Origin of the sequence: uncultured Polaribacter sp. (assembly GCF_947497125.1) — a bacterium.
Classification (GTDB): domain Bacteria; phylum Bacteroidota; class Bacteroidia; order Flavobacteriales; family Flavobacteriaceae; genus Polaribacter.
Genome location: NZ_CANMFI010000001.1, coordinates 160237 through 183380 on the forward strand (window position 1 = coordinate 160237; position 23144 = coordinate 183380).

General features: G+C 29.6%; 25 protein-coding genes and 1 tRNA gene. 10 read left to right on the forward strand and 16 right to left on the reverse strand.

The window, feature by feature from the left end; translation table 11 throughout:
• Positions 1-36: 36 nt before the first annotated feature.
• Positions 37-109: transfer RNA gene (locus tag Q0678_RS00765), tRNA-Lys, on the reverse strand.
• A 93-nt stretch (positions 110-202) separates the two neighbouring features.
• On the opposite strand from Q0678_RS00765, the gene Q0678_RS00770 reads away from it, so the two are divergent.
• The gene (locus Q0678_RS00770; protein WP_299052534.1) at positions 203-718 is read left to right on the forward strand and encodes a shikimate kinase; all 516 of its coding nucleotides are present in this window, start codon (positions 203-205) and stop codon (positions 716-718) included.
• Here the strand turns inward: Q0678_RS00770 and Q0678_RS00775 are convergent.
• Both Q0678_RS00775 and Q0678_RS00780 read right to left on the reverse strand, forming a co-directional pair.
• Positions 710-1213, reverse strand: coding sequence for a phosphoribosyltransferase family protein (locus Q0678_RS00775; RefSeq protein ID WP_299052537.1), 504 nt, complete (start codon positions 1211-1213; stop codon positions 710-712). The two genes, Q0678_RS00770 and Q0678_RS00775, sit on opposite strands and share 9 nt — an antisense overlap.
• Positions 1210-1590 (reverse strand): S4 domain-containing protein, encoded by a 381-nt coding sequence (locus Q0678_RS00780; protein ID WP_299052540.1) that lies wholly within the window; start codon positions 1588-1590, stop codon positions 1210-1212. The genes Q0678_RS00775 and Q0678_RS00780 overlap by 4 nt, the downstream gene beginning before the upstream one ends.
• 79 nt (positions 1591-1669) lie before the next feature.
• Between Q0678_RS00780 and Q0678_RS00785 the strand changes: the two genes are divergently transcribed.
• Positions 1670-2503 (forward strand): peptidylprolyl isomerase, encoded by an 834-nt coding sequence (locus tag Q0678_RS00785; protein ID WP_299052543.1) that lies wholly within the window; start codon positions 1670-1672, stop codon positions 2501-2503.
• Positions 2504-2576: 73 nt separating this feature from the next.
• Here Q0678_RS00785 and Q0678_RS00790 read toward each other — a convergent pair whose 3' ends face one another.
• From Q0678_RS00790 to smpB, 5 genes are all read right to left on the reverse strand, one after another.
• Complete coding sequence (locus Q0678_RS00790; RefSeq protein WP_299052546.1) at positions 2577-3185, reverse strand: porin family protein; 609 nt, start codon at positions 3183-3185, stop codon at positions 2577-2579.
• A 34-nt stretch (positions 3186-3219) separates the two neighbouring features.
• A complete protein-coding gene (locus tag Q0678_RS00795) occupies positions 3220-4173 on the reverse strand; it encodes a transketolase C-terminal domain-containing protein (protein WP_299052549.1) in 954 nt (317 codons plus the stop codon).
• 448 nt (positions 4174-4621) lie between these two features.
• Positions 4622-5200: a Maf family nucleotide pyrophosphatase gene (locus Q0678_RS00800; RefSeq protein WP_299052552.1), complete on the reverse strand. Its 579-nt coding sequence runs from the start codon at positions 5198-5200 to the stop codon at positions 4622-4624.
• Between the two features lie 79 nt (positions 5201-5279).
• Positions 5280-6191 carry a geranylgeranylglycerol-phosphate geranylgeranyltransferase gene (locus Q0678_RS00805; protein WP_299052555.1) on the reverse strand — a complete coding sequence of 304 codons (912 nt, stop codon included), beginning with the start codon at positions 6189-6191 and terminating at the stop codon, positions 5280-5282.
• Positions 6192-6200: 9 nt separating this feature from the next.
• On the reverse strand, positions 6201-6668 hold the full coding sequence (smpB, locus tag Q0678_RS00810) for an SsrA-binding protein SmpB (RefSeq protein ID WP_299052558.1): 468 nt from the start codon (positions 6666-6668) through the stop codon (positions 6201-6203).
• Between the two features lie 98 nt (positions 6669-6766).
• Between smpB and Q0678_RS00815 the strand changes: the two genes are divergently transcribed.
• On the forward strand, positions 6767-7495 hold the full coding sequence (locus Q0678_RS00815; RefSeq protein WP_299052561.1) for a DUF6503 family protein: 729 nt from the start codon (positions 6767-6769) through the stop codon (positions 7493-7495).
• A 105-nt stretch (positions 7496-7600) separates the two neighbouring features.
• Here the strand turns inward: Q0678_RS00815 and Q0678_RS00820 are convergent, their stop codons facing one another.
• The gene (locus Q0678_RS00820; protein WP_299052564.1) at positions 7601-8098 is read right to left on the reverse strand and encodes a phosphoglycerate mutase family protein; all 498 of its coding nucleotides are present in this window, start codon (positions 8096-8098) and stop codon (positions 7601-7603) included.
• 119 nt (positions 8099-8217) lie between these two features.
• On the reverse strand, positions 8218-10824 hold the full coding sequence (clpB, locus tag Q0678_RS00825; RefSeq protein WP_299052566.1) for an ATP-dependent chaperone ClpB: 2607 nt from the start codon (positions 10822-10824) through the stop codon (positions 8218-8220).
• A gap of 173 nt (positions 10825-10997) precedes the next feature.
• Between clpB and ytxJ the strand changes: the two genes are divergently transcribed.
• The 7 genes from ytxJ to Q0678_RS00860 all read left to right on the forward strand — a co-directional run bounded on the left by ytxJ (position 10998) and on the right by Q0678_RS00860 (position 17959).
• Complete coding sequence (ytxJ, locus tag Q0678_RS00830; protein WP_299052569.1) at positions 10998-11399, forward strand: bacillithiol system redox-active protein YtxJ; 402 nt, start codon at positions 10998-11000, stop codon at positions 11397-11399.
• 59 nt (positions 11400-11458) lie between these two features.
• Positions 11459-13009 carry a DEAD/DEAH box helicase family protein gene (locus Q0678_RS00835; protein WP_299052572.1) on the forward strand — a complete coding sequence of 517 codons (1551 nt, stop codon included), beginning with the start codon at positions 11459-11461 and terminating at the stop codon, positions 13007-13009.
• Between the two features lie 494 nt (positions 13010-13503).
• Complete coding sequence (locus tag Q0678_RS00840; RefSeq protein ID WP_299052575.1) at positions 13504-14895, forward strand: arginine decarboxylase; 1392 nt, start codon at positions 13504-13506, stop codon at positions 14893-14895.
• Positions 14896-14905: 10 nt separating this feature from the next.
• Complete coding sequence (gene speB, locus Q0678_RS00845; RefSeq protein ID WP_299052578.1) at positions 14906-15847, forward strand: agmatinase; 942 nt, start codon at positions 14906-14908, stop codon at positions 15845-15847.
• Positions 15848-15859: 12 nt separating this feature from the next.
• A complete protein-coding gene (locus Q0678_RS00850) occupies positions 15860-16621 on the forward strand; it encodes an RMD1 family protein (protein WP_299052585.1) in 762 nt (253 codons plus the stop codon).
• Between the two features lie 35 nt (positions 16622-16656).
• Complete coding sequence (locus Q0678_RS00855; RefSeq protein WP_299052588.1) at positions 16657-17625, forward strand: deoxyhypusine synthase family protein; 969 nt, start codon at positions 16657-16659, stop codon at positions 17623-17625.
• A gap of 67 nt (positions 17626-17692) precedes the next feature.
• Complete coding sequence (locus Q0678_RS00860; RefSeq protein WP_299052591.1) at positions 17693-17959, forward strand: hypothetical protein; 267 nt, start codon at positions 17693-17695, stop codon at positions 17957-17959.
• 55 nt (positions 17960-18014) lie between these two features.
• On the opposite strand, the gene Q0678_RS00865 is transcribed toward Q0678_RS00860, so the two are convergent.
• The 6 genes from Q0678_RS00865 to Q0678_RS00890 all read right to left on the reverse strand — a co-directional run bounded on the left by Q0678_RS00865 (position 18015) and on the right by Q0678_RS00890 (position 23124).
• On the reverse strand, positions 18015-18533 hold the full coding sequence (locus Q0678_RS00865) for an OmpH family outer membrane protein (RefSeq protein ID WP_299052594.1): 519 nt from the start codon (positions 18531-18533) through the stop codon (positions 18015-18017).
• 68 nt (positions 18534-18601) lie between these two features.
• Entirely contained in the window at positions 18602-19516 is a 915-nt protein-coding gene (gene miaA, locus Q0678_RS00870) for a tRNA (adenosine(37)-N6)-dimethylallyltransferase MiaA (protein WP_299052598.1), read from the reverse strand.
• A complete protein-coding gene (locus Q0678_RS00875) occupies positions 19517-20350 on the reverse strand; it encodes an ion transporter (protein WP_299052601.1) in 834 nt (277 codons plus the stop codon).
• Positions 20351-21430 carry an exonuclease domain-containing protein gene (locus Q0678_RS00880; protein ID WP_299052604.1) on the reverse strand — a complete coding sequence of 360 codons (1080 nt, stop codon included), beginning with the start codon at positions 21428-21430 and terminating at the stop codon, positions 20351-20353.
• A gap of 11 nt (positions 21431-21441) precedes the next feature.
• The gene (locus tag Q0678_RS00885; RefSeq protein ID WP_299052606.1) at positions 21442-22110 is read right to left on the reverse strand and encodes a YggS family pyridoxal phosphate-dependent enzyme; all 669 of its coding nucleotides are present in this window, start codon (positions 22108-22110) and stop codon (positions 21442-21444) included.
• Between the two features lie 60 nt (positions 22111-22170).
• Positions 22171-23124 (reverse strand): D-2-hydroxyacid dehydrogenase, encoded by a 954-nt coding sequence (locus tag Q0678_RS00890; RefSeq protein WP_299052609.1) that lies wholly within the window; start codon positions 23122-23124, stop codon positions 22171-22173.
• Between the last annotated feature and the right edge of the window lie 20 nt (positions 23125-23144).

Below are 23144 nucleotides of genomic sequence, written 5' to 3' on the forward strand. Positions count from 1 at the left end.
TAAAAAAACCTTACTAAAATTAGTAAGGTTTTTTTGTGACCGGGCTGGGGCTCGAACCCAGGACCCTCTCCTTAAAAGGGAGATGCTCTACCAACTGAGCTACCAGGTCTTTTTTAATTGAGTGCAAATATACTATCAATGATTGGAATTATTGGCATTAATTTGAAAAAATTTTATAGATATTTGCATAAAACATAGATTGATGAAAATAGTATTATTAGGTTACATGACTTCTGGAAAATCGAGTATTGGTAAACAACTCTCTAAAAATTTGTCTATGAAGTTTTTAGACCTAGATGATTATATTGTTGAAAAAGAAAAAATGCCAATTACAGAAATTTTTTCTTCAAAGGGAGAAATATATTTTCGATTAATTGAAAACACCTATTTAAAAGAAGTATTGGCAAAAGAAGAAGATTTTATACTTTCTCTTGGCGGTGGTACTCCTTGTTATGCCAATAACATGGAGGCAATAAATAAAGGGAAAACCAAATCTGTTTACTTAAAGGCCACCAATCAAACCTTAATAGATCGATTAATTCTTAAAAAAAGCACTCGCCCAATAATAGCGAATTTAAGTGATGATCAAATTCCAGAATTTGTGGCAAAACATCTTTTTGAAAGACGCTTTTATTATGAACAAGCAAAGTATACTTTAAATGTTGATGATAAAACAATCAAAAAGGTTTCCGAAGAAATAGAAATGTTATTATATTAAATAAGCAACAGCCTTGTTTTTATGAAACTCTACCTGAATGTGTTCTTTGATAGAGGTTGATAAAGAAATGCCTTTAAAATCTGCTTTTACCGGATATTTTTTATGATTTCTATTTACTAAAACAGCTGTTTTAAATTTCTTTAACGGAACTTCTAAAAAATGTTTAATTCCGTATATTAAAGTTGTACCAGAATTTAAAACATCATCTACTAAAACCAACGATTTATTCTTATAATCTTCAACTTCTAGAGAGGTTTTAATAGGTTTTAAAGGCTTTTTTTTGTCTATATCAACCTTACAAAGGGTTACTTTTAAAGTAGATATTTCTTGTAATACATCTACAATTTTTTCAGCAAAAATAAAACCATTACCAACAATTCCTGCAAGTACAACTTCTTTTTCAGTATTATTTGTTTCGTAGATTTGATATGCAATTCTTCTAATTTTTTGTGAGATTTGCAATTCGTTTAATATAACGTTTTTAGTTGTTTTCATATATCTAGTGTTGTATCTTCTTGATAGTCATCAATATCACGTCTATCTTTTTTTGTTGGTCTGCCTGTACCTTTTTTTCTGTAATAATCTTTTGCATATTTTAAAAGCTCAGTTTTTTCAAAAGCTTCTTTGGGTGTAACATCTTTTCTGTAAAGATCTACAATTTTGGCACCAACTCTACTTTCTGGTAAATCTAAAACTTTTATTTGATAATTTATTTGATTTTTTCTTACTATAATCAATTCATCACCAAATATTTCTTTAGAAGGTTTTACGCTTTTATTTTCTAGTTTTACTTGTCCTTTTTTACAAGCTGTTGTTGCAATACTTCTTGTTTTAAAAATACGAATGCACCACAAATATTTATCAATTCTCATAAAAATAGTTAAAATGTAACGTTTGTCTTTTTACAAAGGTATAAAATTGGTAAATTGCGCGCTTAAAAATTATTGTTAAATGAATAAAATAAAATATAGTATTGTACTTTTCGTATTGTCAATTGTTATTTACTCTTGTGGAGACGATAATTTTAGAGGTATAAACAACCCATTTTTAGACATCGACCACGAGGCACTTGCTTTGTCTGATAATGACACATTAGTTAATTTTTTAAAGAATCATTATTACGATGATACTGTTGGGGTAGATTCTGTTAAAACATTAGTTGCTGGTAAAACACCATTGTTTGATAATATTATTACAATGAATGTAAAAAGAAACGATATTGACTATAAATTGTATGTATATAAAATTAAAGATGGAAATCCGATAGATCCTGTTTACGGTTCTCCTTCAGATGATAAAGGATATCCATCAGTTTCAGATTCTATTTATGCAAATTATTCTGGCCAAGCAATACTTTCTACAAACGAATTAGGTGTAAATTTTGATCGTAATACAACAGGATCGTGGTTTAGCTATACTAGTTTAGCGGTTAGAGGTTGGTCTTTTGGATTTACTAATTTTAAAGGGGGATATTTAAAGAAAGAAGCAGATGGTAGTGTTTTTAATGGGCCTATTACTTATTTAGATGGTGCTAAAGGAATACTATTTATTCCGTCTGGATTGTCTTATACTTCTATAGATACAAGAAACTATACGAGTAGTTTAGTAAATCAAAATTTACTTTTTTATGTAGAATTACTAGATTTTGTAAAAGATACTGACCATGATAACGATGGAACACCTTCAGATGAAGAAGATGCTAATAATGACGGAGATTTAACAAACGATTTTAGTGATGCTGATAATCCTACATTTGCAGATTACTTGAATCCGAATGTAAATTAGCCACATTTTAAAACATAAAAAAAAACTCTTGAATTTTTCAAGAGCTTTTTTTTGTACGTAAAATTTTTAAAACTTATAGCTTATAAGATAAACCAATTATAACTTGATTTACTCTCGTATCAAATTTTACATTAGTTGTATCGTCTAAAAAGGTAGATTCTATCCCGTTAAAGCCTCTTTCTACTCTAATGTCTAAACCAAGGTTTCCTATTTCTATACCACCACCAAACTGAAGTCCAACGGTAAATCCATCACCTTTAACATCTCCAATATCATTTAAGCTAAAATCTGAGCTTAATAGGTACTGAAAAGAAGGCCCTACAAATACGTTACCAATTCCAAAAACCTTTTTACCTAATAAAACCGGAATGTCTATTTTTTGAAAGTTGTAAGAAGTAGAAGTAGTACTTCCCGTTTTTTTATATAAAACTTCGTTTTCTAGATTTGTATAAACCAATTCTGGTCTAACATATAAACCAACAACAGGTATTTTAAGACGTAACCAAATACCAGCATGATATCCAGTTTTACTTTTTTCACCCTCAAATACTTTTTCTCCTGTTTCTTTGATAGAGTTAGAGTTGTAGTTGATACCACCTTTTACACCAAAATCTAATTGGGCATTTGATAGTTGACTAAATCCGAATGTTAAACACAATACTAAAATTATTTTTTTCATCATTTTTCTTTTTTAAGTTCTTTTAATAAAAACGTTTTTATTTTCTAGTTAGTACTTTTTTAACAGCTTTTACTACTGCATTTGCATCTAAACCATATTTTTCCATTAATTGTTCTGGTGTACCAGATTCTCCAAAAGTATCGTCTGTTGCCACAAATTCTTGAGGTGTTGGATTATTTAAAGCCAACGCTCTTGCAACACTTTCTCCTAAACCACCAAGTTTATTATGCTCTTCTGCAGTAACAATACATCCTGTTTTTGCTACAGATTTTAAGATAATATCTTCATCTAAAGGCTTAATGGTATGAATGTTAATTACTTCAACAGAAATACCTTCTGCTTCTAATTTTTCTGCGGCTTGTAAAGATTCCCAAACCAAATGACCAGTAGCTACAATAGTTACATCTGTCCCTTCAGTTAATTGAATCCCTTTTCCGATTTCAAAAGCATCTTCAGTAGGCATAAAAACCGGTACTTTTGGTCTACCAAAACGCAAGTATACTGGCCCATCAAAATCTGCAATAGCAATAGTTGCTGCTTTTGTTTGGTTATAATCACAAGTGTTGATAACTGTCATGCCAGGTAACATTTTCATCAAACCGATGTCTTCTAATATTTGATGAGTTGCGCCATCTTCTCCTAAAGTTACACCTGCATGAGAAGCACATATTTTTACATTTTTACCAGAATAAGCCACAGATTGGCGAATTTGGTCATACACTCTACCTGTAGAAAAGTTAGCAAATGTACCAGTAAATGGTATTTTTCCACCAATAGTTAAACCCGCTGCAATACCAATCATATTTGCTTCGGCTATACCAATTTGGAAAAATCTTTCTGGATTTTCTTTAATAAATTGATCCATTTTTAGAGAACCAATTAAATCTGCACATAAAGCAACTACATTAGGGTTTGTTCTACCTAATTCTGTCAATCCGTCTCCAAAGCCAGAACGTGTATCTTTTTTTTCTGTGTACGTGTATTTTTTCATTATAGTTTGTTGTGTTGTATAATTTGCGTAAAAATAAACTTTTATTTTACTTTACAGAAAATAAATGAAGTTTAAGATAAAAGACTTTTTAACATGCTTTTCATTTTATGAATATTATCAATATTTTTTATTGATTTTTAAATATCTGGTAAAAAAAATAAGCTCTTTTTTTACAAAGAGCTTATTTTATATTGAAAAGAATAGTTGTTTATCTGTAACGTCTTTTTAAATTCCAAATGATAGAATTTGTATTACTAAAGTTTCTTATTAGTAAGGTAACTTTACTTTCTTTTGTTGTTTTTTGATTTCTTGTTTTCATAATTTTTATTTAATACTGCAAATTTAGAGCATTTTAAAGTGTTGAAAAACAAGTGTTTAATATGTGTATACTATATTAACCCTACATTTTTTAATTTACATGAAATAGGGTTAATATTATTTCTAGCACTTATATATTCATTAATTCTTGGTATAATTTATGAACCGGCAAACCAACAACATTGTAAAAACTACCTTCTAAATGATCGATGGCAATATGGCCAATCCATTCTTGAATTCCGTATGCTCCTGCTTTGTCAAAAGGTTTGTAATTTGTAATGTAGTAGTTTATTTCATCATCAGAAATTTCTTTAAAAGAAACAACAGTAATATCATTAATAATTTTCTGAAAATTTTTGCTTTTTATACTTACAGAGGTAATAACTTCATGACGCTTACCAGATAATGCACGTAACATTTTAAAGGCATCTTCACTGTCTTTTGGTTTTCCTAATGCTTGGTTGTCTAACCAAACAATAGTATCAGAAGTAATTACAATATCATTTTTAGATAAATTGGCAAACGGCTTCGATTTTAAATCTGCTAAGAAATCTGTTATTTCTATACCTTTTAAATTTGTAGGATAAATTTCTTCTACCTCTTTTAATGCAATTGTAAAATCGATGTTTAGGTCTTTAAAAAATTGCTGTCTTCTTGGCGATTTAGATGCTAGAATAACGTTGTAGTCTTTTAGTTTTTCTTTTAACATTTCTTTGTTAGGTAGCGTGCAGTCTTAACCTATTAAATAATTTATACAAACCCTCTCGACTGCACTCGAGGAGTTAATTTTAATTTATGTTAAACAATAACATTGATAAAATTCCGAAGAACATTATCGTCTTTAAAAGCTTACTTACTGTAGCATACTCTTTTTTAGTTTTAGCTATTAATAACAAATACATAAAGTAGACTAGTGGTACTATTATAAAAATGCTACTGTAGGTTAAAAAAAAAGTGCTTTTTTTAACTTCTTTAATAATAAGTGTCAAAAATAGTAAAAGGAAACAAGAAAAAAAGAAAGCTACTTTTGCGGCTCTTTTTTTACCTATAAAAATTGGCAACGTATTGGCGGTTATTTTTAAATCGCCATTTACATCTTCTATATCTTTAATTATTTCTCTAATTAATGTTGTTATAAATGCAAACAAAGCATAGTAAAATATTACGTTATAAAGATTTGTGTGTAACATTGAATGACCACTTATAAGCATAGGGGCAGATAAAAAATGATACCAATACACTATAAAAATGACAAGACTTATAAAGCTAGAAATAAGCAAATTACCAACTAAAGGGATTTTTTTTAATATTTTTGAGTAGTAATACAAACCAACAATAGTACCAATAAAAATGAAGCTATAAAAAGGCATTTCTTTGTAAAAAGAGAGAATTATTGCTAAAAATAATCCTATAAAATTAAAAAGATAATAAAAGAAGTAGGCCTTTTTTTTTGAAATTGATACAGTAATAAAAACCTTGTCTGGCTTGTTTATTTTATCCGTTTCAATATCAAAAATATCATTTATAATATACCCCGATGCTGTTATTAGTAAGATGCTAAAGGTTAAAATAAAGAATTCTAAATGTGTTAAATGTGCTACAGATATAAAAGAATTTATTAAAGCATATTTAGTTAAAACCATGGTTAATAAAACCATCAATAGGTTTTTGTAACGAATTAGTTTTAAAAAAGAAATCATAGTAATTTATTAAGAATTAAAACTCTTTTTAATTCTTGCCAAATCTCGCTTATTATCTCTATCTTTTATCACCTCACGCTTATCATGGGTTTGTTTTCCTTTTGCCAGCGCAATTTCTAGTTTGGCAAACCCTCTATCATTTATAAATAAACGAAGTGGTACAATCGTGTTTCCTTTTGCTTCTACATCTCTTTTTAGGCTTCTTAATTCACGTTTGTTCATTAACAATCTACGTTCACTTTTAGGTTTGTGATTAAAGTGATGCCCAAACAAATACTCTTCAATGTACATATTTACTATAAACAATTCTCCTCGATCATTAAACTCGCAAAAACTTTCTGTAATTCTAGCTTTACTTAATCGAATCGATTTTATTTCTGTTCCAGTAAGTTGAATACCAGCAACAAAATTGTCTAGTATTTCGAACTCGAAACGTGCTTTTTTGTTTTTTATGTTAATGTTTTTCTGTACCGCCATTGACAGATATAAGTTTTATATAATTTTAACAAAGATACATTTTATCTTCGGTCAAAGAAATGTAATTTTGAAAACTATTAGAATCAAAAAACAATTTAATGAAATATTTATCGCTCTCTTTTTTACTCTTTTTAGTTGCCTGTACAAATTCTAAAAAAGAGCTAACAGCACAGCAAATTATAGATAAAACAATCCTTTTTTCAGGTGCAGAAAAAGTAGCAAACTCAGAGATTAACTTTACTTTTAGAGACAAAGCTTATTTTGCCTACAGACAAAAAGGGCAATTTAAGTTAATTAGAGAGTTCGATTCTATTATTGATGGTTTAACCAATACTGGATTTAGCCGTTTCGTAAATTTTAAAGAACAAATCTTATCAGACAAGCAAATCTCATCTTATTCTAATGCTGTAAATTCTGTCCATTATTTTTCGGTGTTGCCTTTCGGGTTAAATGATGCTGCTGTTCATAAATTAAAACTACCCAACAGCTTTATTAACGGAAAAGAATATTACAAAGTTCAAATCTCTTTTTCTGAAGATGGTGGCGGAGAAGATCATGAAGACATTTTTGTTTATTGGATTGGCAAAGATGATTTTTTAGTAGATTTTTTGGCTTATTCTTATAATACAAACGGAGGTGGTAAACGCTTTAGAGTTTTAAAAGAACAATGTGTAAAAGAGGGGATTCGTTTTGTAGATTATCATAATTACAAACCCTCATCAAAAGATATTTTATTGACTAATTTAGACAAAGCTTTCGAAAACGATAAACTAGAAAAAGTGTCAGAAATTATTTTAAAAAATATAGAAGTAACACTTTTACAATAATTTTTTTTGAAGCTATTTCCCGCTTTTCGCACTCGCTTCACGCTAAAAAGCGTGAGAGCTTAAGCAATTGCTACAATCGGGGCTATTTTAGTGTTTAAAAAAACACTAATTCACAGTAATAACCTTGCTCGTTTTTTTATCACCAGAGACAGTAACAACATACAAACTTGTGTTGTTGTTTTCAGTCATATTTTGAAACTTTTTTTCTCCTAAAATTTTATTAGCAAAAGCAGGTGTTGTATTACTATGACCAATAATTAATACATTTTTACCTTTGGATTCTGCTCTAAAAGTTTCGTCATACAATTTTCTAGGATCATATTTTATAATCTCTAAATTTTTACTTTCTGCAGTTGGTTGTGCGGTTTGTGTTGTTCTGTGGTAATTTGTCGAATAAACCGCATCTATTTTAATGTTTTTAAAATATTTTGCCCAATTGTCAGCTCTTTTTAACCCTTTTTCATTTAAATATGGATTTCTATTATTAGCGTCAGTTTTTATTTTTTCTGCATGACGAATTAAGTAATACGTACTCGTTTCTGTTTTTTTACAGCTGTAAAAAACAAAAAGCATAAAAATAAAAAGCAAGAATATTTTTTTCATATCAAAAATTTATGACTCAAATATAGATAAAAATGAGGCAGAAGAACAATTCGTGTAAGCATAAAAAAAAAGCAATCTCTTTATTAAGTGAGATTGCTTTTAAAACTATTTTGTTCTTTCTAATTAGTGACTAAGTCTGATTGGTTTCTAAAAACCAGTTGTTCATCAAAAGCATCAATTAAAATAATACTATCTGTACTAATTTTTCCGGCCAAAATCTGTTTAGACAGTTCGTTTAAAACTTCTTTTTGTAATACTCTTTTTACAGGTCTTGCGCCAAACTCTGGTTGATATCCTTTTTTAGCCAAGTATTTAATTGCTTCGTCAGTTGCATCAACAGTAATCTCTTGTTTGCCAATCATTTTTTTAATACCCTCTAATTGAATTTTAACAATTTTAAAAATATCTTTTTCATTTAAAGGAGCAAACATAATTATATCATCAATTCTGTTTAAAAACTCTGGTCTAACCGTGTTTTTTAACAAAGCAAGTACTTCATTTTTAGCTGTTGTAGTAATGCTTTCTAAATCTGCTTTTTTATCTGCAAATTTTTCTTGAATAATATGGCTTCCCATGTTAGAAGTCATAATAATAATTGTGTTTTTAAAATCGGCAATTCTCCCTTTATTATCAGTCAACCTTCCTTCGTCTAATACTTGTAGCAATAGATTAAAAGTATCTGGATGCGCTTTTTCAATCTCATCTAAAAGAATAACAGAGTAAGGTCTTCTTCTGACTGCTTCTGTTAACTGACCACCTTCATCATAACCAACATAGCCAGGAGGCGCACCAACCAATCTACTAACCGAATGACGTTCTTGGTATTCGCTCATGTCAATTCTTGTCATGGCATTTTCATCATCAAAAAGATAGGCGGCTAATGCTTTTGCCAAGGCAGTTTTACCAACACCAGTAGTTCCTAAAAACAGAAAGCTTCCAATGGGTTTATCTGGGTTTTGAAGTCCTGCTTTAGATCTTCTTACTGCATCAGATACAGCTACAATAGCCTCTTCTTGACCAACAATACTTTTGTGTAATTGTAGTTCTAGCTTTAATAGTTTGTCTTTTTCAGATTGAATCATTTTAGATACTGGTACACCAGTCCATTTTGCAACAACTTCCGCAACATCATCATAGGTAACTTCTTCTTTAATTAAAGAGCTCTCAGATTGATTTTCTTGTAATATTTTCTGATTTTTTTCTAATTCTTCTTGAGCTTCTTTTATCTTTCCATAGCGAATTTCTGCTACTTTACCGTAATTGCCTTCCCTTTCTGCTTTTTCTGCTTCAATTTTAAAATTTTCTATCGCAGCTTTTGCGTTCTGTATATTGTCTACAATTTTTTTCTCAGATTTCCATTTTGCATTAATATCTGTGCGTGTTTCTTTAAGGTTGGCTAAATCTGCTCTTAAAATTTTTAATTTAGTTTCATCTTTTTCTCTTTTAATTGCTTCAATTTCAATTTCTAACTGCATTACCTTTCTATCTAAAATGTCTAACTCTTCTGGTTTAGAGTTTATTTCCATTCGTAGTTTTGCCATAGCCTCGTCTATTAAATCGATGGCTTTGTCTGGTAAAAAACGATTGGTAATATAGCGTTGCGATAATTCTACCGCACCAATAATAGCTTCGTCTTTAATACGTACTTTATGGTGTGTTTCATATTTTTCTTTAATACCTCTTAAAATAGAAATGGCGCTTTCTATGTCTGGTTCATCGACTAAAACCTTCTGAAAACGTCTTTCTAGAGCTTTGTCTTTTTCAAAATATTTTTGATATTCGTCTAAAGTAGTTGCTCCAATCGCTCTTAACTCTCCTCTAGCCAAAGCAGGCTTTAAAATATTTGCAGCATCCATTGCACCTTGGCCACCACCAGCGCCAATTAAGGTATGTATTTCATCAATAAAAAGTACAATATCTCCGTTAGATGTAGTTACTTCTTTAATCACTGCTTTTAATCGCTCTTCAAATTCTCCTTTATACTTTGCTCCGGCAATTAAAGCACCCATATCTAAAGAAAAAATAAGTTTATCTTTTAGGTTTTCGGGTACATCTTTAGCCACAATTCTATGTGCTAAACCTTCTGCTATTGCTGTTTTTCCGGTTCCTGGTTCACCTACTAAAATAGGGTTGTTTTTAGTTCTACGAGATAAAATTTGAAGTAGTCTTCTAATTTCTTCATCTCTACCAATTACAGGGTCTAGTTTGTTTTCTTGTGCTAATTTATTTAAGTTTTTAGCAAATTTATTTAATGAATTATACGTTTCTTCTGCACTTTTAGAGGTTACTCTTTCTCCTTTTCTAAGCTCGTTAATGGTAGTTTTTAAATCTTTTTCTGTAACACCTTGGTCTTTTAAAAGTTGTGCTACAGTACTTTTAGATTTGTAAATGGCTAGAATTAAATGTTCGATCGAAACATAGTCATCTTGCATATTTTTAGCAATTATGCTAGCCTCGTTTAAGGTTTTACCAGTTTCTCTAGAAAACATTAGTTCGGCGCCAGAAACTTTAGAAAAGCGATCTAGTTCTTTTTCTAAAACTTGTTTAATAATCGCTATATTAATGTTTAGTTTTTTTAAAATAAAAGGTAAAACATTTGTATCTATTTCTAATAAACTTTTAAATAGATGTTCGTTTTCTATTTGTTGATGCCCCAATTCTTGTGCTAATTGATTTGCATACTGAAGCGTTTCTTGTGATTTTGTTGTATAGTTGTTCAAATTCATGCTATTATTATTTTAAGCAAGGTTGTTAATTTTGCTGTTTGTTAAAAGATTTATCAATAATAATACCATCAGTATTTAGTAATTATTAAAAGACATATTGTCTTAAAAACCCTTGTTAATACTGACTTTTTGTCTGAGTAAAGTTTCTTATATTTGCAAATAAAAATCATATAATGGGCTTACTTAATAATATTTTTGGCAATAAAGAAACAGATGCAACAAAAGAAGAGAAGACCTCTTTTTTAAATTTTATACCCCTAACTTCATCAGAAGAGTTACAAAATATTAAAGAATTGTCTGCAACTACAACTGTTTTAATTTTTAAACACTCTACACGTTGTGGTATTAGCAATATGGTTATTAAGCAGTTCGAGAAACTTTTTAAAGAAGAGCACAAACAATTAAAGGTCTATTATTTAGATTTATTAAATTACAGAAACGTTTCAGATGAGATTGCAGAAATGTTTCAGGTAATGCATCAATCGCCTCAATTATTGGTTATAAAAAATGGTGTTTCTGTCTACAATGCTTCTCATTCAGACATCAACTCTGTAAATTTAACAACATTTATATAGCATAAAGTTGCATTAAACCTTATTTAAGTCTTATTTTTGCTGCTTAAATTTATATTCCTTTGGCAGAAATAAACACTTCAGTAAACACATCAGGTAAAGAATTATACGGATATCAAAAAGATGCACTTCAAGAAATTTTTAGAAGATTTAAAGATGCACCTAAAGATTATCATTTATTATATCAATTACCAACAGGTGGTGGAAAAACTGTAATTTTTTCTGAAATTGTTAGGCGTTATTTAGAAACCTTTAAAAAGAAAGTATTAGTACTTACCCATAGAATTGAATTGAGTAAGCAAACCTCTAAAATGTTAAAAGAGTTTGGGGTTGCCAATAAAATTATTAATTCTACCGCAAAATTAGACGATCAGGAAGATTTTAGCTGTTTTGTTGCCATGGTAGAAACCTTAAAAAATAGGTTAAACGATGATAAATTAGATATTTCTGATATCGGTTTGGTTATTGTAGATGAGGCTCACTATAATTCTTTTACCAAGATTTTTAAGTTTTTTGATGAAGCATTTGTTTTAGGAGTTACTGCAACACCTTTAAGCTCGAACATTAAATTACCAATGTATGAAAATTATCAAGAGTTATTTGTTGGTGAATCTATACAGCATTTAATTGATAATGAATACTTAGCAAGTGCTAATTTATATTCTTACAACGTAGGGTTAACCTCTTTAGAAGTTGGTGCCAACGGAGATTATACCGTTAAATCATCAGAAGACTTATATACCAATTCAGACATGCTTTCTAAGTTAGTTTCTGCTTATGAAGAAACTGCAAAAGGTAAAAAAACATTGATTTTTAACAATGGTATTAATACCTCTATTCAAGTATTTCATGCTTTTAAGAAAGCAGGTTATCCAATTGCACATTTAGATAATACCAATACAAAAAGTGAGCGAGAGCTTATTTTAAAGTGGTTTAAAAAAACACCCAATGCAATTATTACTTCTGTAAGTATTTTAACTACAGGTTTTGATGAGCCCACAATAGAAGCAATTATTTTAAACAGAGCTACAAAATCTTTAACACTTTATTACCAAATGATTGGTCGTGGTTCTAGGGTATTAAACAATAAGAGTACTTTTGATGTAATTGACTTAGGAAATAATTTTCACAGATTTGGTCCTTGGGGTGCAGATTTAGACTGGCAAAAAATGTTTAGAGCGCCAGACTATTATTTAAATGCTATTTTATCTGATGAAGATATAGAAAGTACATTTAGGTATGAATTAACTGCGGATGTTAAAAAAGAGTTTGCTAAATCTACCGATACTTATTTCGATATGAAAAAAGTATATATAGATACTGTAAGACAAGGAGAATCTTCTAAAAGAGTTTTAGAAAAATCGATTGTACATCATGCTAAAATGTGTATCGAAAATAGCGAAGATGTTTTTGATGCTTTAATTTTAGCTAAATTATTAGGCGAAGAAATAGATGACAGAATTAACAGGTATGCAAAATGTATTTCTAAAAGCACACATAATTTTGTTACTTGGCTTAAAGACGATTATAGAAAAAAATTAAACGCCTATTTACGTGCAAACTTTGATGAAGATTTTGAAGAAATTCATGGTCATCCACCTATTGAAGAGTAAAATAAGTTTTATTAAATTAGCATGTATTATTTAACTTTATAATGTGTTTTTTTGATTTTTAAAAACACTTTTTTCATCAATTTTAGAACCTATAGTTTATTTTAAACTCTTTTTGTAGTTTGTAACCCTTTGTTTTAAAGGAGTTTGAAATTTTTTAAAATATTTTCATTTTTTTTTCATTTTTGTTTTTTGTATTTAAAAAAAAGATACATTTGCTTAACTTATTTAAGTAAAATGTTTAGTTTTTCTTATTTCGGGAATAACACTCAGTCGGAGAATGATTGTTATATCGCATTTTGGAAATGCAACGAAAAAATTAAGGTATCTCCATTTTCTACACTTCAAAATTTGCAGCTTTTCTCAAAGTTGCACGTCGTTTACTTACAAATATTACAGTGATAACAATCTTTTTATAGGGTTACTATTTCTATTCTAAAATGTTGATAATATTTTAGCTTAGACAGATTTATCATATAATTAATATAAAAAATAAAGTGAACACAAAATATATAGATTTAGTCGATCAAACATTCGACTTTCCTCAAGAAGAGTTTAAAACAGAAAATAATAAATTGTTTTGGCATGGCATCAATTTAATGCAATTAATAGAAGAATATGGCGCTCCGCTTAAATTTACCTATTTGCCAAAAATATCAGAAAATATAAATAGAGCCAAAGGTTGGTTTCAAAATAGTATTGATAAACATCAATACAAAGGCAAGTATTTTTATAGTTATTGCACTAAAAGTTCTCATTTTAAACACGTGTTACATGAGGCTTTAAAAAATGAAATTCATATAGAAACATCTTCTGCTTTTGACATTGATATAGTAAACAACCTAAAGAAAGAAGGTAAAATAAAGGATAACACTTTTGTTATTTGCAATGGCTTTAAAAGAGACCAATACATTAAAAATATAGGTGCTTTAATTAACTCGGGACATAAGAATGTAATTCCAATAATAGATAATTATGAAGAAATTAATCTATTGTTAGATGAAACAGATAAAAAGTTAAATGTAGGTATTAGAATAGCCTCTGAAGAAGAGCCTAAATTTGAATTTTATACCTCTCGATTAGGAATTGGTTATAAAAATATTGTTTCGTTTTACGAACGTGAAATTTCGAATAATAAACAAGTAGATTTAAAAATGTTGCATTTTTTCATCAATACAGGTATTAAAGACAATGCCTATTATTGGAACGAATTAATGAAGTGTTTAAATGTCTATATAAATCTAAAAAAGGTTTGCCCTACACTAGATAGTTTAAATATTGGTGGTGGTTTTCCTATAAAAAATTCTTTAGGTTTTGAGTATGATTATCAATACATGATTGATGAAATTATCAATCAAATTAACGAGGCTTGTAAAGAGGCAGATGTAGATGTACCTAATATTTTTACAGAGTTTGGAAGTTTTACTGTTGGCGAGTCTGGTGCTACAATTTATGAAATTTTATATCAGAAAAAGCAAAATGATAGAGAGCGATGGAACATGATAAACTCTTCGTTTATAACCACACTACCAGATGCTTGGGCTATTAATAAGCGTTTTATTATGTTGCCAATTAATAAATGGAACAGACAATATGAGCGTGTTTTATTAGGTGGTTTAACCTGCGATAGCGACGATTATTATAACTCTGAACAACATATAAATGGTATTTATTTACCTGTTTATGAGAAAGATAGTCCTTTGTATATCGGTTTTTTTAACACTGGTGCATATCAAGAATCTATCGGTGGCTTTGGTGGTTTACAGCACTGTTTAATTCCGCATCCAAAGCATTTAATATTAGACAGAGATGTAGACGGAAAATTAACCATTAAGGTATTTAAAGAACAACAAAAAAGTAGCGAACTATTATCAATTTTAGGATATTAAAAAAATCAAAATGAAAACAAACAAAACATACGCAGGCATACCAGAAGAGTTTGGCAACCTGTCAACATCAAAAATAGTAGTAATACCGGTTCCTTATGATGGAACAAGTACTTGGCAAAAAGGTGCAGATAAAGGGCCACAAGCTTTTTTAGATGCTTCAGAAAATATGGAGTTGTATGACATAGAAACCGATTCTGAAGTATACAAAGAAGGTGTTTTTTTAGCAGATGCAATTACAGAAAACTCTTCTCCAGAGGCTGTTGTAGAAGCCGTACATCAAGAAACAAAAAAGTACATCAATAGAAATAAATTTGTAACTATTTTTGGTGGCGAACATTCAATTTCTATTGGTACTATTAGGGCTTTTAATGAATGCTTTAATAATTTAACAGTTTTACATATTGATGCTCATGCCGATTTAAGAAAAGAATACGAAGGTTCTTCTTGCAATCATGCTTGTGCCGTTTATGAGGCTAATTCTACTACTAATTTAGTACAAGTTGGTATTAGAAGTATGGATATTTCTGAGAAAAGAAATATGAACTTAGATAAAGTTTTCTTTGCACATGATATGGCTGTTAATGAAGATTGGATGGTAGATGTTATCGATCAATTAACAGACAATGTATTTATTACCTTCGATTTAGATGCCTTAGATCCTTCTATCATGCCATCTACCGGAACACCAGAACCTGGCGGATTGTTCTATTATGAAACACTAGATTTCTTAAAACAAGTTTTTGATCAAAAGAATGTAGTTGGTTTTGATATGGTAGAATTACGACCTAATGAAAATGAAAAGTCATCAGATTTTTTAGCGGCAAAGTTATTTTATAAGATGTTAAGCTATAAGTTTTTAGATAAAGATGATACGTATGAAAACGGAGATGAAAATGATTCTAATCCTTTTAGTAAGTTGTCTAAATTTAAAGATCTTGAAGATAATTTCTAATCATTTACTATAATGGAAACTACTGTTACTGCATATCATTTAGAAAAATTAATCGATTTAAAAGAGTTTAGAAATCAGTTTAACTTTCATCTAATTAAAAGAGAGCACTCCTTTTTATTGTATAAATCTGATAATGATGCTTATGTTTATGTAAAAAACTACGGAAGTGTTGTTTTCTTAAACTGTTCTAAAGAGATTGTTAGCAATGTTTTTGGCATTATTAATCCTAAACACAAAAAGGTTAACGAGTATCCGAAAGAAACTTTTATAATTGCTCAAGGAGAGAATATTGAAGTAGATTTTGGTAAAATTACCATGCCAGAGCTTACAGTAGATATTGCTCATATTTTAATGTTAAACCTTGCACAATCGGTTGCTTTAAACAACTATGTAAATAAAACGTCTGACCTGCACGAGCGTACCTTTAAATATGTAAAACAATTAGAAGAAACAGGTAACATTAAAATGTCTAAAAAGAATATGCGCATTTTTATAGGGAAAACAATGAACCTAAAAAATAGCATTTCAGAGAATTTATTCATTTTAGATTCTTCAGATTTGGCATGGTCTAAAGAGCATTTATCAAAATTAGATTATCAATTAAAAGATGAGTTAGATATTGTTAAAAGACACCAAGGACTTCAATTTAGTATCGATGTTATTAAAGAAAATTTAGAGTTATTTAAAGATATTTTACAGCATAGATATAGCAGTATGTTAGAGTGGATTATTATTATTTTAATTCTTTTTGAAGTAGTACAAATTTTTATTTAAATATTAAAAAGCTATCAAAAATAGCAACAAAAACAATGAAAAAACCAATTACAAATTTTATAGAAAAATATTTTTTACACTTTAATGCAGCTGCTTTAGTAGATGCAGCAAAAGGATATGAAGCACAATTAAAGCAAGGTTCTAAGATGTTAGTTTCTTTGGCAGGCGCAATGAGTACTGCAGAATTAGGTAAAATTTTTGCAGAAATGATTCGTAAAGATAAAGTGCAAATTATTTCTTGTACAGGGGCAAATTTAGAAGAAGATATTATGAATTTAGTTGCGCATTCTCATTACAAACGTGTGCCCAATTATAGAGATTTAACACCTGAAGATGAATGGGCATTGTTAGAAAAAGGTTTAAACAGAGTAACAGATACTTGCATACCAGAAGAAGAAGCGTTTAGAAGAATACAAGAACATATTGTAAAAATTTGGAAAGATGCAGAAGCTGAAGGGAAACGTTATTTACCACATGAATACATGTACCAATTATTGTTATCGGGTGTTTTAGAGCAGTATTATGAAATTGACATAAAAAACTCTTGGATGTATGCTGCAGCAGAAAAAAACTTGCCTATTATTTGTCCTGGATGGGAAGATTCTACAATGGGTAATATTTTTGCTTCTTATGTAATGAAAGGAGAATTAAAAGCAAGTACCATGAAATCGGGGATCGAATACATGACTTTCTTGGCAGATTGGTATACAGAGAACTCTAACAATGGTATAGGATTCTTTCAAATAGGAGGAGGTATCGCAGGAGATTTTCCTATCTGTGTGGTTCCAATGTTGTACCAAGATATGGAAAGAACAGAAACACCTTTTTGGAGTTACTTTTGTCAAATTTCTGATTCTACAACTAGTTACGGATCTTATTCTGGCGCTGTACCGAACGAAAAAATTACATGGGGTAAGTTAGATATTAATACACCTAAGTTTATTATAGAAAGTGATGCAACCATTGTAGCACCTTTAATATTTGCTTACTTGTTAGAAATGTAAACTTAATATTTACAGAGGTCTTTGTGGCAATTAATAAGTTTGAATAAGAATTTTTAAAACTATAAAAATGAAAAGAGTAATCGTAGAATATTCTAAATTAACTAGAGATTTATTAGATCTGTTAATTGAAAAATATCCTGAGGGATATGATTATGATGATATCATTTCTTTCAAAAATGCAAAAGGTTTAACAGTTAAGGCAGTAGAAGTAAAAACCGTTGATACTGTTTATTTGGTAAAAATTAGCGACCGTTTAGAGCAAACAATGGAAGATTATGCAGATGACGAAACTTCTTTTGAGGAAGATTTAGACCAAGAAGAGCTAGATATATAAACATAAAAACACCTTACAATTGTAAGGTGTTTTTATGTTTTAAACTCGGTTAAAATTATTCTGTAGCTTTTGGAATTTCGATTCCTAAATTTTTTAAGACCAATTCTGTAATATCAAAGTCGTTATCTATATATGCAAATTCGTTACCAGTTATTGTTAAAATTTGAGTATAACCTGCATTTTTAGCAACCAATGCAATTGCATCACTCAGTTTTTTGTACAAAGGACGCATTAATTCTTCTCTTTTTAGCTGCATTAATTTGTTACCGTTTTCTTGATATTTTTTTATATCATTTTCCATTTCAGTAATTTCTTTAATTTCTGCTTGCTTTGTTAAAGGCCCTAAGGTATCCTCATTTTTCTTAAAAGTTTCTACTTTTGTTTTGTATTCTTCTACTTTTATTGAAAAAGAAGAATCTAACTTTGCACCATAAGATTGAGATCTTTCTAAAACAATGGTTGTTTCTGGCATTAAATTCATAATATACTCACTATCTACAGTACCAACTTTACTTTGTGCCACTGAAATTGTACTTAATAAAACAGCACAAATACCTATAATTTTTAATTTCATTTTTTTAATTTTAATAGTTGATGTCAAAGTTTCCAAAGAAAGGAAATTACAAATGTTTTTAAGTTATTTTAAAAGTTAATTTTATCAGAAATTTTAGCAGTTATTTCTTTAATATCTGTGTTAAAATCAAACCAAAGGGTGTTTATATCTTTTTTAAACCAAGTTATTTGCCTTTTTGCAAACCTACGAGTATTTTTTTTAATTTCAGAAATGGCAAATTCTTTAGTAAATTCACCCTCAAAATATGAGAATAATTCTCTGTAACCAACGGTTTGCAGTGCATTTAGTTTTTTATGTGTGTGCAGGTTTTTCGCTTCTTCTAACAATCCGTTTTTTACCATAATATCTACACGCTCATTAATTCTATCGTAAATTACTTTACGTTCTGCAGTTAAGCCTATTTTTAGTGCTGTAAAATTTCTTGGTGCTTTTGGTTTATTTTTAAAAGTTGAATAGGGTATGCCAGAACCGATGCAAACTTCTAAAGCTCTCAATACTCTTTTAGGGTTTTTTAGCTCGATGTTATTGTACGTTTCTAGGTCTAATTTTTTTAACTGCTCTTGTAGCACTTCTAAACCTTCGTTTTCTAGTTGAAAAGTTAGTTGTTCTCTTATTTTTAAATCTACTTTAGGAAAGTAATCTAATCCTTTTAATACAGCATCTACATACAAACCAGAGCCACCAACCATTATTTGAACTCTATTTTTTTTGAAAAGTTGCTCTAATTTAGCCAAGGTATCTCTTTCAAAAGAACCCACATTATAATCATCAAAAATACTTCTGTCTTGAATAAAATGGTGTTTTACAGCTGCTAATTCATTTGCATCAGGTACAGCCGTTCCAATAGTCATTTCTTTATAAAACTGCCTAGAATCGCAAGAAATAATTTCTGCATTAAAATGTTTTGCAAGTGCTATGCTTAGTGCTGTTTTTCCTATTGCTGTTGGCCCAACAATTGTAATTAATAAATTAGTAGAACTCATTTATTTTAATTTATGACCACAGTTATAGCAATATTCTGCATCATCTTTATGCTTTTCTTTTGCACAATTAGAGCAAGATTGTGTGTTTGTATCGATAGCGTTTAGGTTTGTTTTTGTCATTTCTGATGTTACAATTCCTGTAGGTATTGCAATGATACCATATCCTAAAATCATGATAATACTTGCAATAAATTGCCCAAAAGGGGTATGAGGCGCAATGTCTCCATAACCAACAGTAGTAAGGGTTACAATTGCCCAATAAACACTTGTTGGTATGCTTGTAAATCCATTTTCTTCTCCTTCTACCATGTACATGATAGTGCCTAAAATGATACACAAAATCATCACAAAAAATAAAAAAACCGCAATTTTTGCTTTACTAGCTTTTAAAGCAACAGATAGTCTGTTTGCAGCACCAACATATCTTGCTAATTTTAAAATTCTAAACACTCTTAGTAATCGCAATGCTCTTAATGCTGCTAAATGATGAGAACCAATAAATAATAATGATAAATATTTCGGAATGGTAGATAGCAAGTCTATGATGCCATAAAAGCTAAAGATGTATTTTAATGGTTTTTTTATCGATATGATTCTCAGAATATATTCTATTGAAAAAAGAATAGTAATAATCCATTCAGAAATATCTAAAAAAGTGTGATATTTTACATCAAAACTTTCAACACTTTCTAGCATAACAAGTAATATACTAGCAAGTATGGCTATTAATAAAATAACATCGAAAATTTTACCAGCATTGGTATCTGCTTCATATATTATTTCATAAAGTCGGTATTTCCAAGAATTATTTTTTGATTGTTTTTGGTCTTTCATTTACAATCTTATTATTTTTTGAATTTTATTTCTATTGATATAATTTTTTATGATGTTTTTAGCTTGTATTTTATTGTCAATTTTAGTTAGTACAGCTTTTAAAATGTCTATTTGATTTTCTTGATAGCTTAACGAGGTATATCCATATCCGTAAACTTCACTCTTTTCAACCAAAATAATAGCATTTTCGCCGGTATTTCTTCCTTTTTCAATAATTAAAAAGTCATCGTTATTAAAATAAGATATTTTTGTTTTTGGTTTCTTTTTAATATTTAATTTTGGCGATAAAATTTCGAGTTCAATAGCATATTTTAACTGTGTAAATAATTCATTACCGGTTTCGTTGTATGTAATTGAATCTGCTCTTTCTTGAATTTTAATTGCTCTTTTTGTTTCTTTTAAAAAGAGTTTATTTATTTCAGATTTTATGTCTTTTCCTTTTCCAATATAAACAACTTTTCCAGAGCTATCATGAATGTAAAATACAGCTTGTACATTTGGTATTTCGTCAATTAAAGTACGTAGTTTTTGTTTTTCTCTTCTTCTATCATAATATTTTACGGCACTTTGAATGATGGTTTTTTTATTGTCTTTATCTAAAAGTAGTTTAAATAATTGAACTGTAGCTAAAGCATCACCAGAGGCTCTATGTCTGTCTGTCATAGGGATTCCTAAAGACTTTGTTAATTTACCCAAACTATACGAAGGTTGGTCTAAAATTAATTTCTGACTCAGTTCTACCGTACACAATGTGTTTCTATTAAAATCATATCCTAAACGTTCAAATTCTGTACTTAAAATGCGATAATCAAAAACCGTATTATGTGCAACCAATGTACAATCAGAAGTTATTTCTATAATTCTTTTTGCAACTTCGTAAAACTTTGGGGCATTGCGCAACATTTTATTATTAATACCGGTTAGTTTAACAACAAATGCTTGTATTTCCCTTTCAGGATTAACTAAGGTAATAAATTGATCTACAATGTTATGACCATCAAATTTATAGATGGCAATTTCTGTAATGCCTTCTTCATTAAATTTACCACCCGTAGTTTCGATGTCTAAAATTGCGTACAAATTATTTAATTTTAATTGTAGTTTCTATTTCCAAAGATAGAACTTCCTACACGAACCATATTACTGCCTTCTTTGATTGCCAAATTAAAGTCACCGCTCATTCCCATAGACAATGTTTCTAAATGACAATTTATTGGTAACTCTACCTTTTGCTGCTTCTTATAAAACTTCTGTAAAGAAGAAAACTCTCCTTTTAATTGCTCTTGGTTATCTGTAAATGAGGCCATGCCCATAAACCCTACAATTTTTATATTCTCTAAATTTTTTAACTCTTGAGATTGTAAGATATTTTCAATTTCATCAAAAGACAAACCAAACTTAGTTGCTTCTTCTGCAATTTTAGCCTGTAAAAGACAGTTAATTACTCTGTTGTTTTTTTTAGCCTGCTTATTTATTTCTTTTAAGGTAGAAAATTTATCGATTCCATGAATTAAATCTACAAAAGGAGCCATATATTTTACCTTATTACTTTGTAAATGACCGATCATATGCCATTTAATATCTTTAGGCAAAACCTCATACTTGTCTGCCATTTCCTGAATTTTATTTTCACCAAAAATTCGTTGTCCAGCATTATAAGCTTCTTGCAAATCTGCAATGGGTTTTGTTTTTGATACAGCAACCAATGTTACATGATCAGGTATTTGTTGTTGTATTTCTTTTAAGTTTTCTTGTATCATTGTAAAAGTTTAAAATTTTAATTTTTAATAGTTTTTTCTATTTCAAACTAAAATTAAATACTAGTTTTTCATTAAAGCAATTATCTGATTTGCCAATTCCAACCCAATTCTATCTTGCGCTTCTATGGTTGCAGCACCAATGTGAGGAGTAAGAGAAATTTCTGGGTTCATTAATAGTTGAACAGCAGGTGTTGGTTCTGTTTCAAAAACATCTAAACCAGCAAATTGAACCTTACCTTCTTCAATAGCATTTACTAAATCTACCTCATTTAAAATTCCTCCTCTTGCAGCATTAACAATACCCACACCTTGTTTCATTTTAGCAAATTCTGTTTTTGTGATGATGTAATTTTCTTGAGCAGGTACATGAAGCGAAATAAAATCAGCTTCTTTTAATACTTCTTCTTTGTCTATGGTATCTATGGTAAACGTAATTTTTTGTCCGTTAAAGAAATCTAAGGTAATAGGAGCAGAAGTTATTAATTGGTCTGTAGCCAAAACGGTCATTCCTAAACCTAATGCAATTTTAGCAACTTGCTGACCTATTTTTCCAAAGCCAATAATTCCGATTGTTTTACCTCTTAACTCTGTTCCGTTGGCATATGCTTTTTTTAATTCTTTAAACCTTGTGTCTCCTTCTAAAGGCATTTCTCTGTTAGAGGAATGTAAAAAACGAACCATGCCAAATAAATGTGCAAAAACCAACTCTGCAACAGAGCTAGAAGAAGCAGCCGGAGTATTTATTACATGCAAACCGTTATCTTCTGCAAATTCTACATCAATATTGTCCATGCCAACACCACCACGACCAATCAATTTTAAACTTGGGCAAGCTTCAATTAATTCTTGTCTTACTTGTGTTGCACTTCTTACTAAAATTGCATCAATAGTATGTTCATTAATATAGTTTTCTAATTGATTTTGTGCTACTTTAGTAGTTATTACTTCAAAACCTCCATTTTCTAAAGCTTCAATTCCGCTCTTAGAAATTCCGTCATTTGCTAATATTTTCATTCTCTATTTTTAAAGATGGG

What these genes read in the sequence shown, in the direction of transcription:
- Q0678_RS00770 (WP_299052534.1), top strand. Translation starts at nt 203, where the DNA reads ATGAAAATAGTATTATTAGGTTACATGACTTCTGGAAAATCGAGTATT.
- Q0678_RS00775 (WP_299052537.1), bottom strand. Translation starts at nt 1,213, where the DNA reads ATGAAAACAACTAAAAACGTTATATTAAACGAATTGCAAATCTCACAA.
- Q0678_RS00780 (WP_299052540.1), bottom strand. Translation starts at nt 1,590, where the DNA reads ATGAGAATTGATAAATATTTGTGGTGCATTCGTATTTTTAAAACAAGA.
- Q0678_RS00785 (WP_299052543.1), top strand. Translation starts at nt 1,670, where the DNA reads ATGAATAAAATAAAATATAGTATTGTACTTTTCGTATTGTCAATTGTT.
- Q0678_RS00790 (WP_299052546.1), bottom strand. Translation starts at nt 3,185, where the DNA reads ATGATGAAAAAAATAATTTTAGTATTGTGTTTAACATTCGGATTTAGT.
- Q0678_RS00795 (WP_299052549.1), bottom strand. Translation starts at nt 4,173, where the DNA reads ATGAAAAAATACACGTACACAGAAAAAAAAGATACACGTTCTGGCTTT.
- Q0678_RS00800 (WP_299052552.1), bottom strand. Translation starts at nt 5,200, where the DNA reads ATGTTAAAAGAAAAACTAAAAGACTACAACGTTATTCTAGCATCTAAA.
- Q0678_RS00805 (WP_299052555.1), bottom strand. Translation starts at nt 6,191, where the DNA reads ATGATTTCTTTTTTAAAACTAATTCGTTACAAAAACCTATTGATGGTT.
- smpB (WP_299052558.1), bottom strand. Translation starts at nt 6,668, where the DNA reads ATGGCGGTACAGAAAAACATTAACATAAAAAACAAAAAAGCACGTTTC.
- Q0678_RS00815 (WP_299052561.1), top strand. Translation starts at nt 6,767, where the DNA reads ATGAAATATTTATCGCTCTCTTTTTTACTCTTTTTAGTTGCCTGTACA.
- Q0678_RS00820 (WP_299052564.1), bottom strand. Translation starts at nt 8,098, where the DNA reads ATGAAAAAAATATTCTTGCTTTTTATTTTTATGCTTTTTGTTTTTTAC.
- clpB (WP_299052566.1), bottom strand. Translation starts at nt 10,824, where the DNA reads ATGAATTTGAACAACTATACAACAAAATCACAAGAAACGCTTCAGTAT.
- ytxJ (WP_299052569.1), top strand. Translation starts at nt 10,998, where the DNA reads ATGGGCTTACTTAATAATATTTTTGGCAATAAAGAAACAGATGCAACA.
- speB (WP_299052578.1), top strand. Translation starts at nt 14,906, where the DNA reads ATGAAAACAAACAAAACATACGCAGGCATACCAGAAGAGTTTGGCAAC.
- Q0678_RS00850 (WP_299052585.1), top strand. Translation starts at nt 15,860, where the DNA reads ATGGAAACTACTGTTACTGCATATCATTTAGAAAAATTAATCGATTTA.
- Q0678_RS00855 (WP_299052588.1), top strand. Translation starts at nt 16,657, where the DNA reads ATGAAAAAACCAATTACAAATTTTATAGAAAAATATTTTTTACACTTT.
- Q0678_RS00860 (WP_299052591.1), top strand. Translation starts at nt 17,693, where the DNA reads ATGAAAAGAGTAATCGTAGAATATTCTAAATTAACTAGAGATTTATTA.
- Q0678_RS00865 (WP_299052594.1), bottom strand. Translation starts at nt 18,533, where the DNA reads ATGAAATTAAAAATTATAGGTATTTGTGCTGTTTTATTAAGTACAATT.
- miaA (WP_299052598.1), bottom strand. Translation starts at nt 19,516, where the DNA reads ATGAGTTCTACTAATTTATTAATTACAATTGTTGGGCCAACAGCAATA.
- Q0678_RS00875 (WP_299052601.1), bottom strand. Translation starts at nt 20,350, where the DNA reads ATGAAAGACCAAAAACAATCAAAAAATAATTCTTGGAAATACCGACTT.
- Q0678_RS00885 (WP_299052606.1), bottom strand. Translation starts at nt 22,110, where the DNA reads ATGATACAAGAAAACTTAAAAGAAATACAACAACAAATACCTGATCAT.
- Q0678_RS00890 (WP_299052609.1), bottom strand. Translation starts at nt 23,124, where the DNA reads ATGAAAATATTAGCAAATGACGGAATTTCTAAGAGCGGAATTGAAGCT.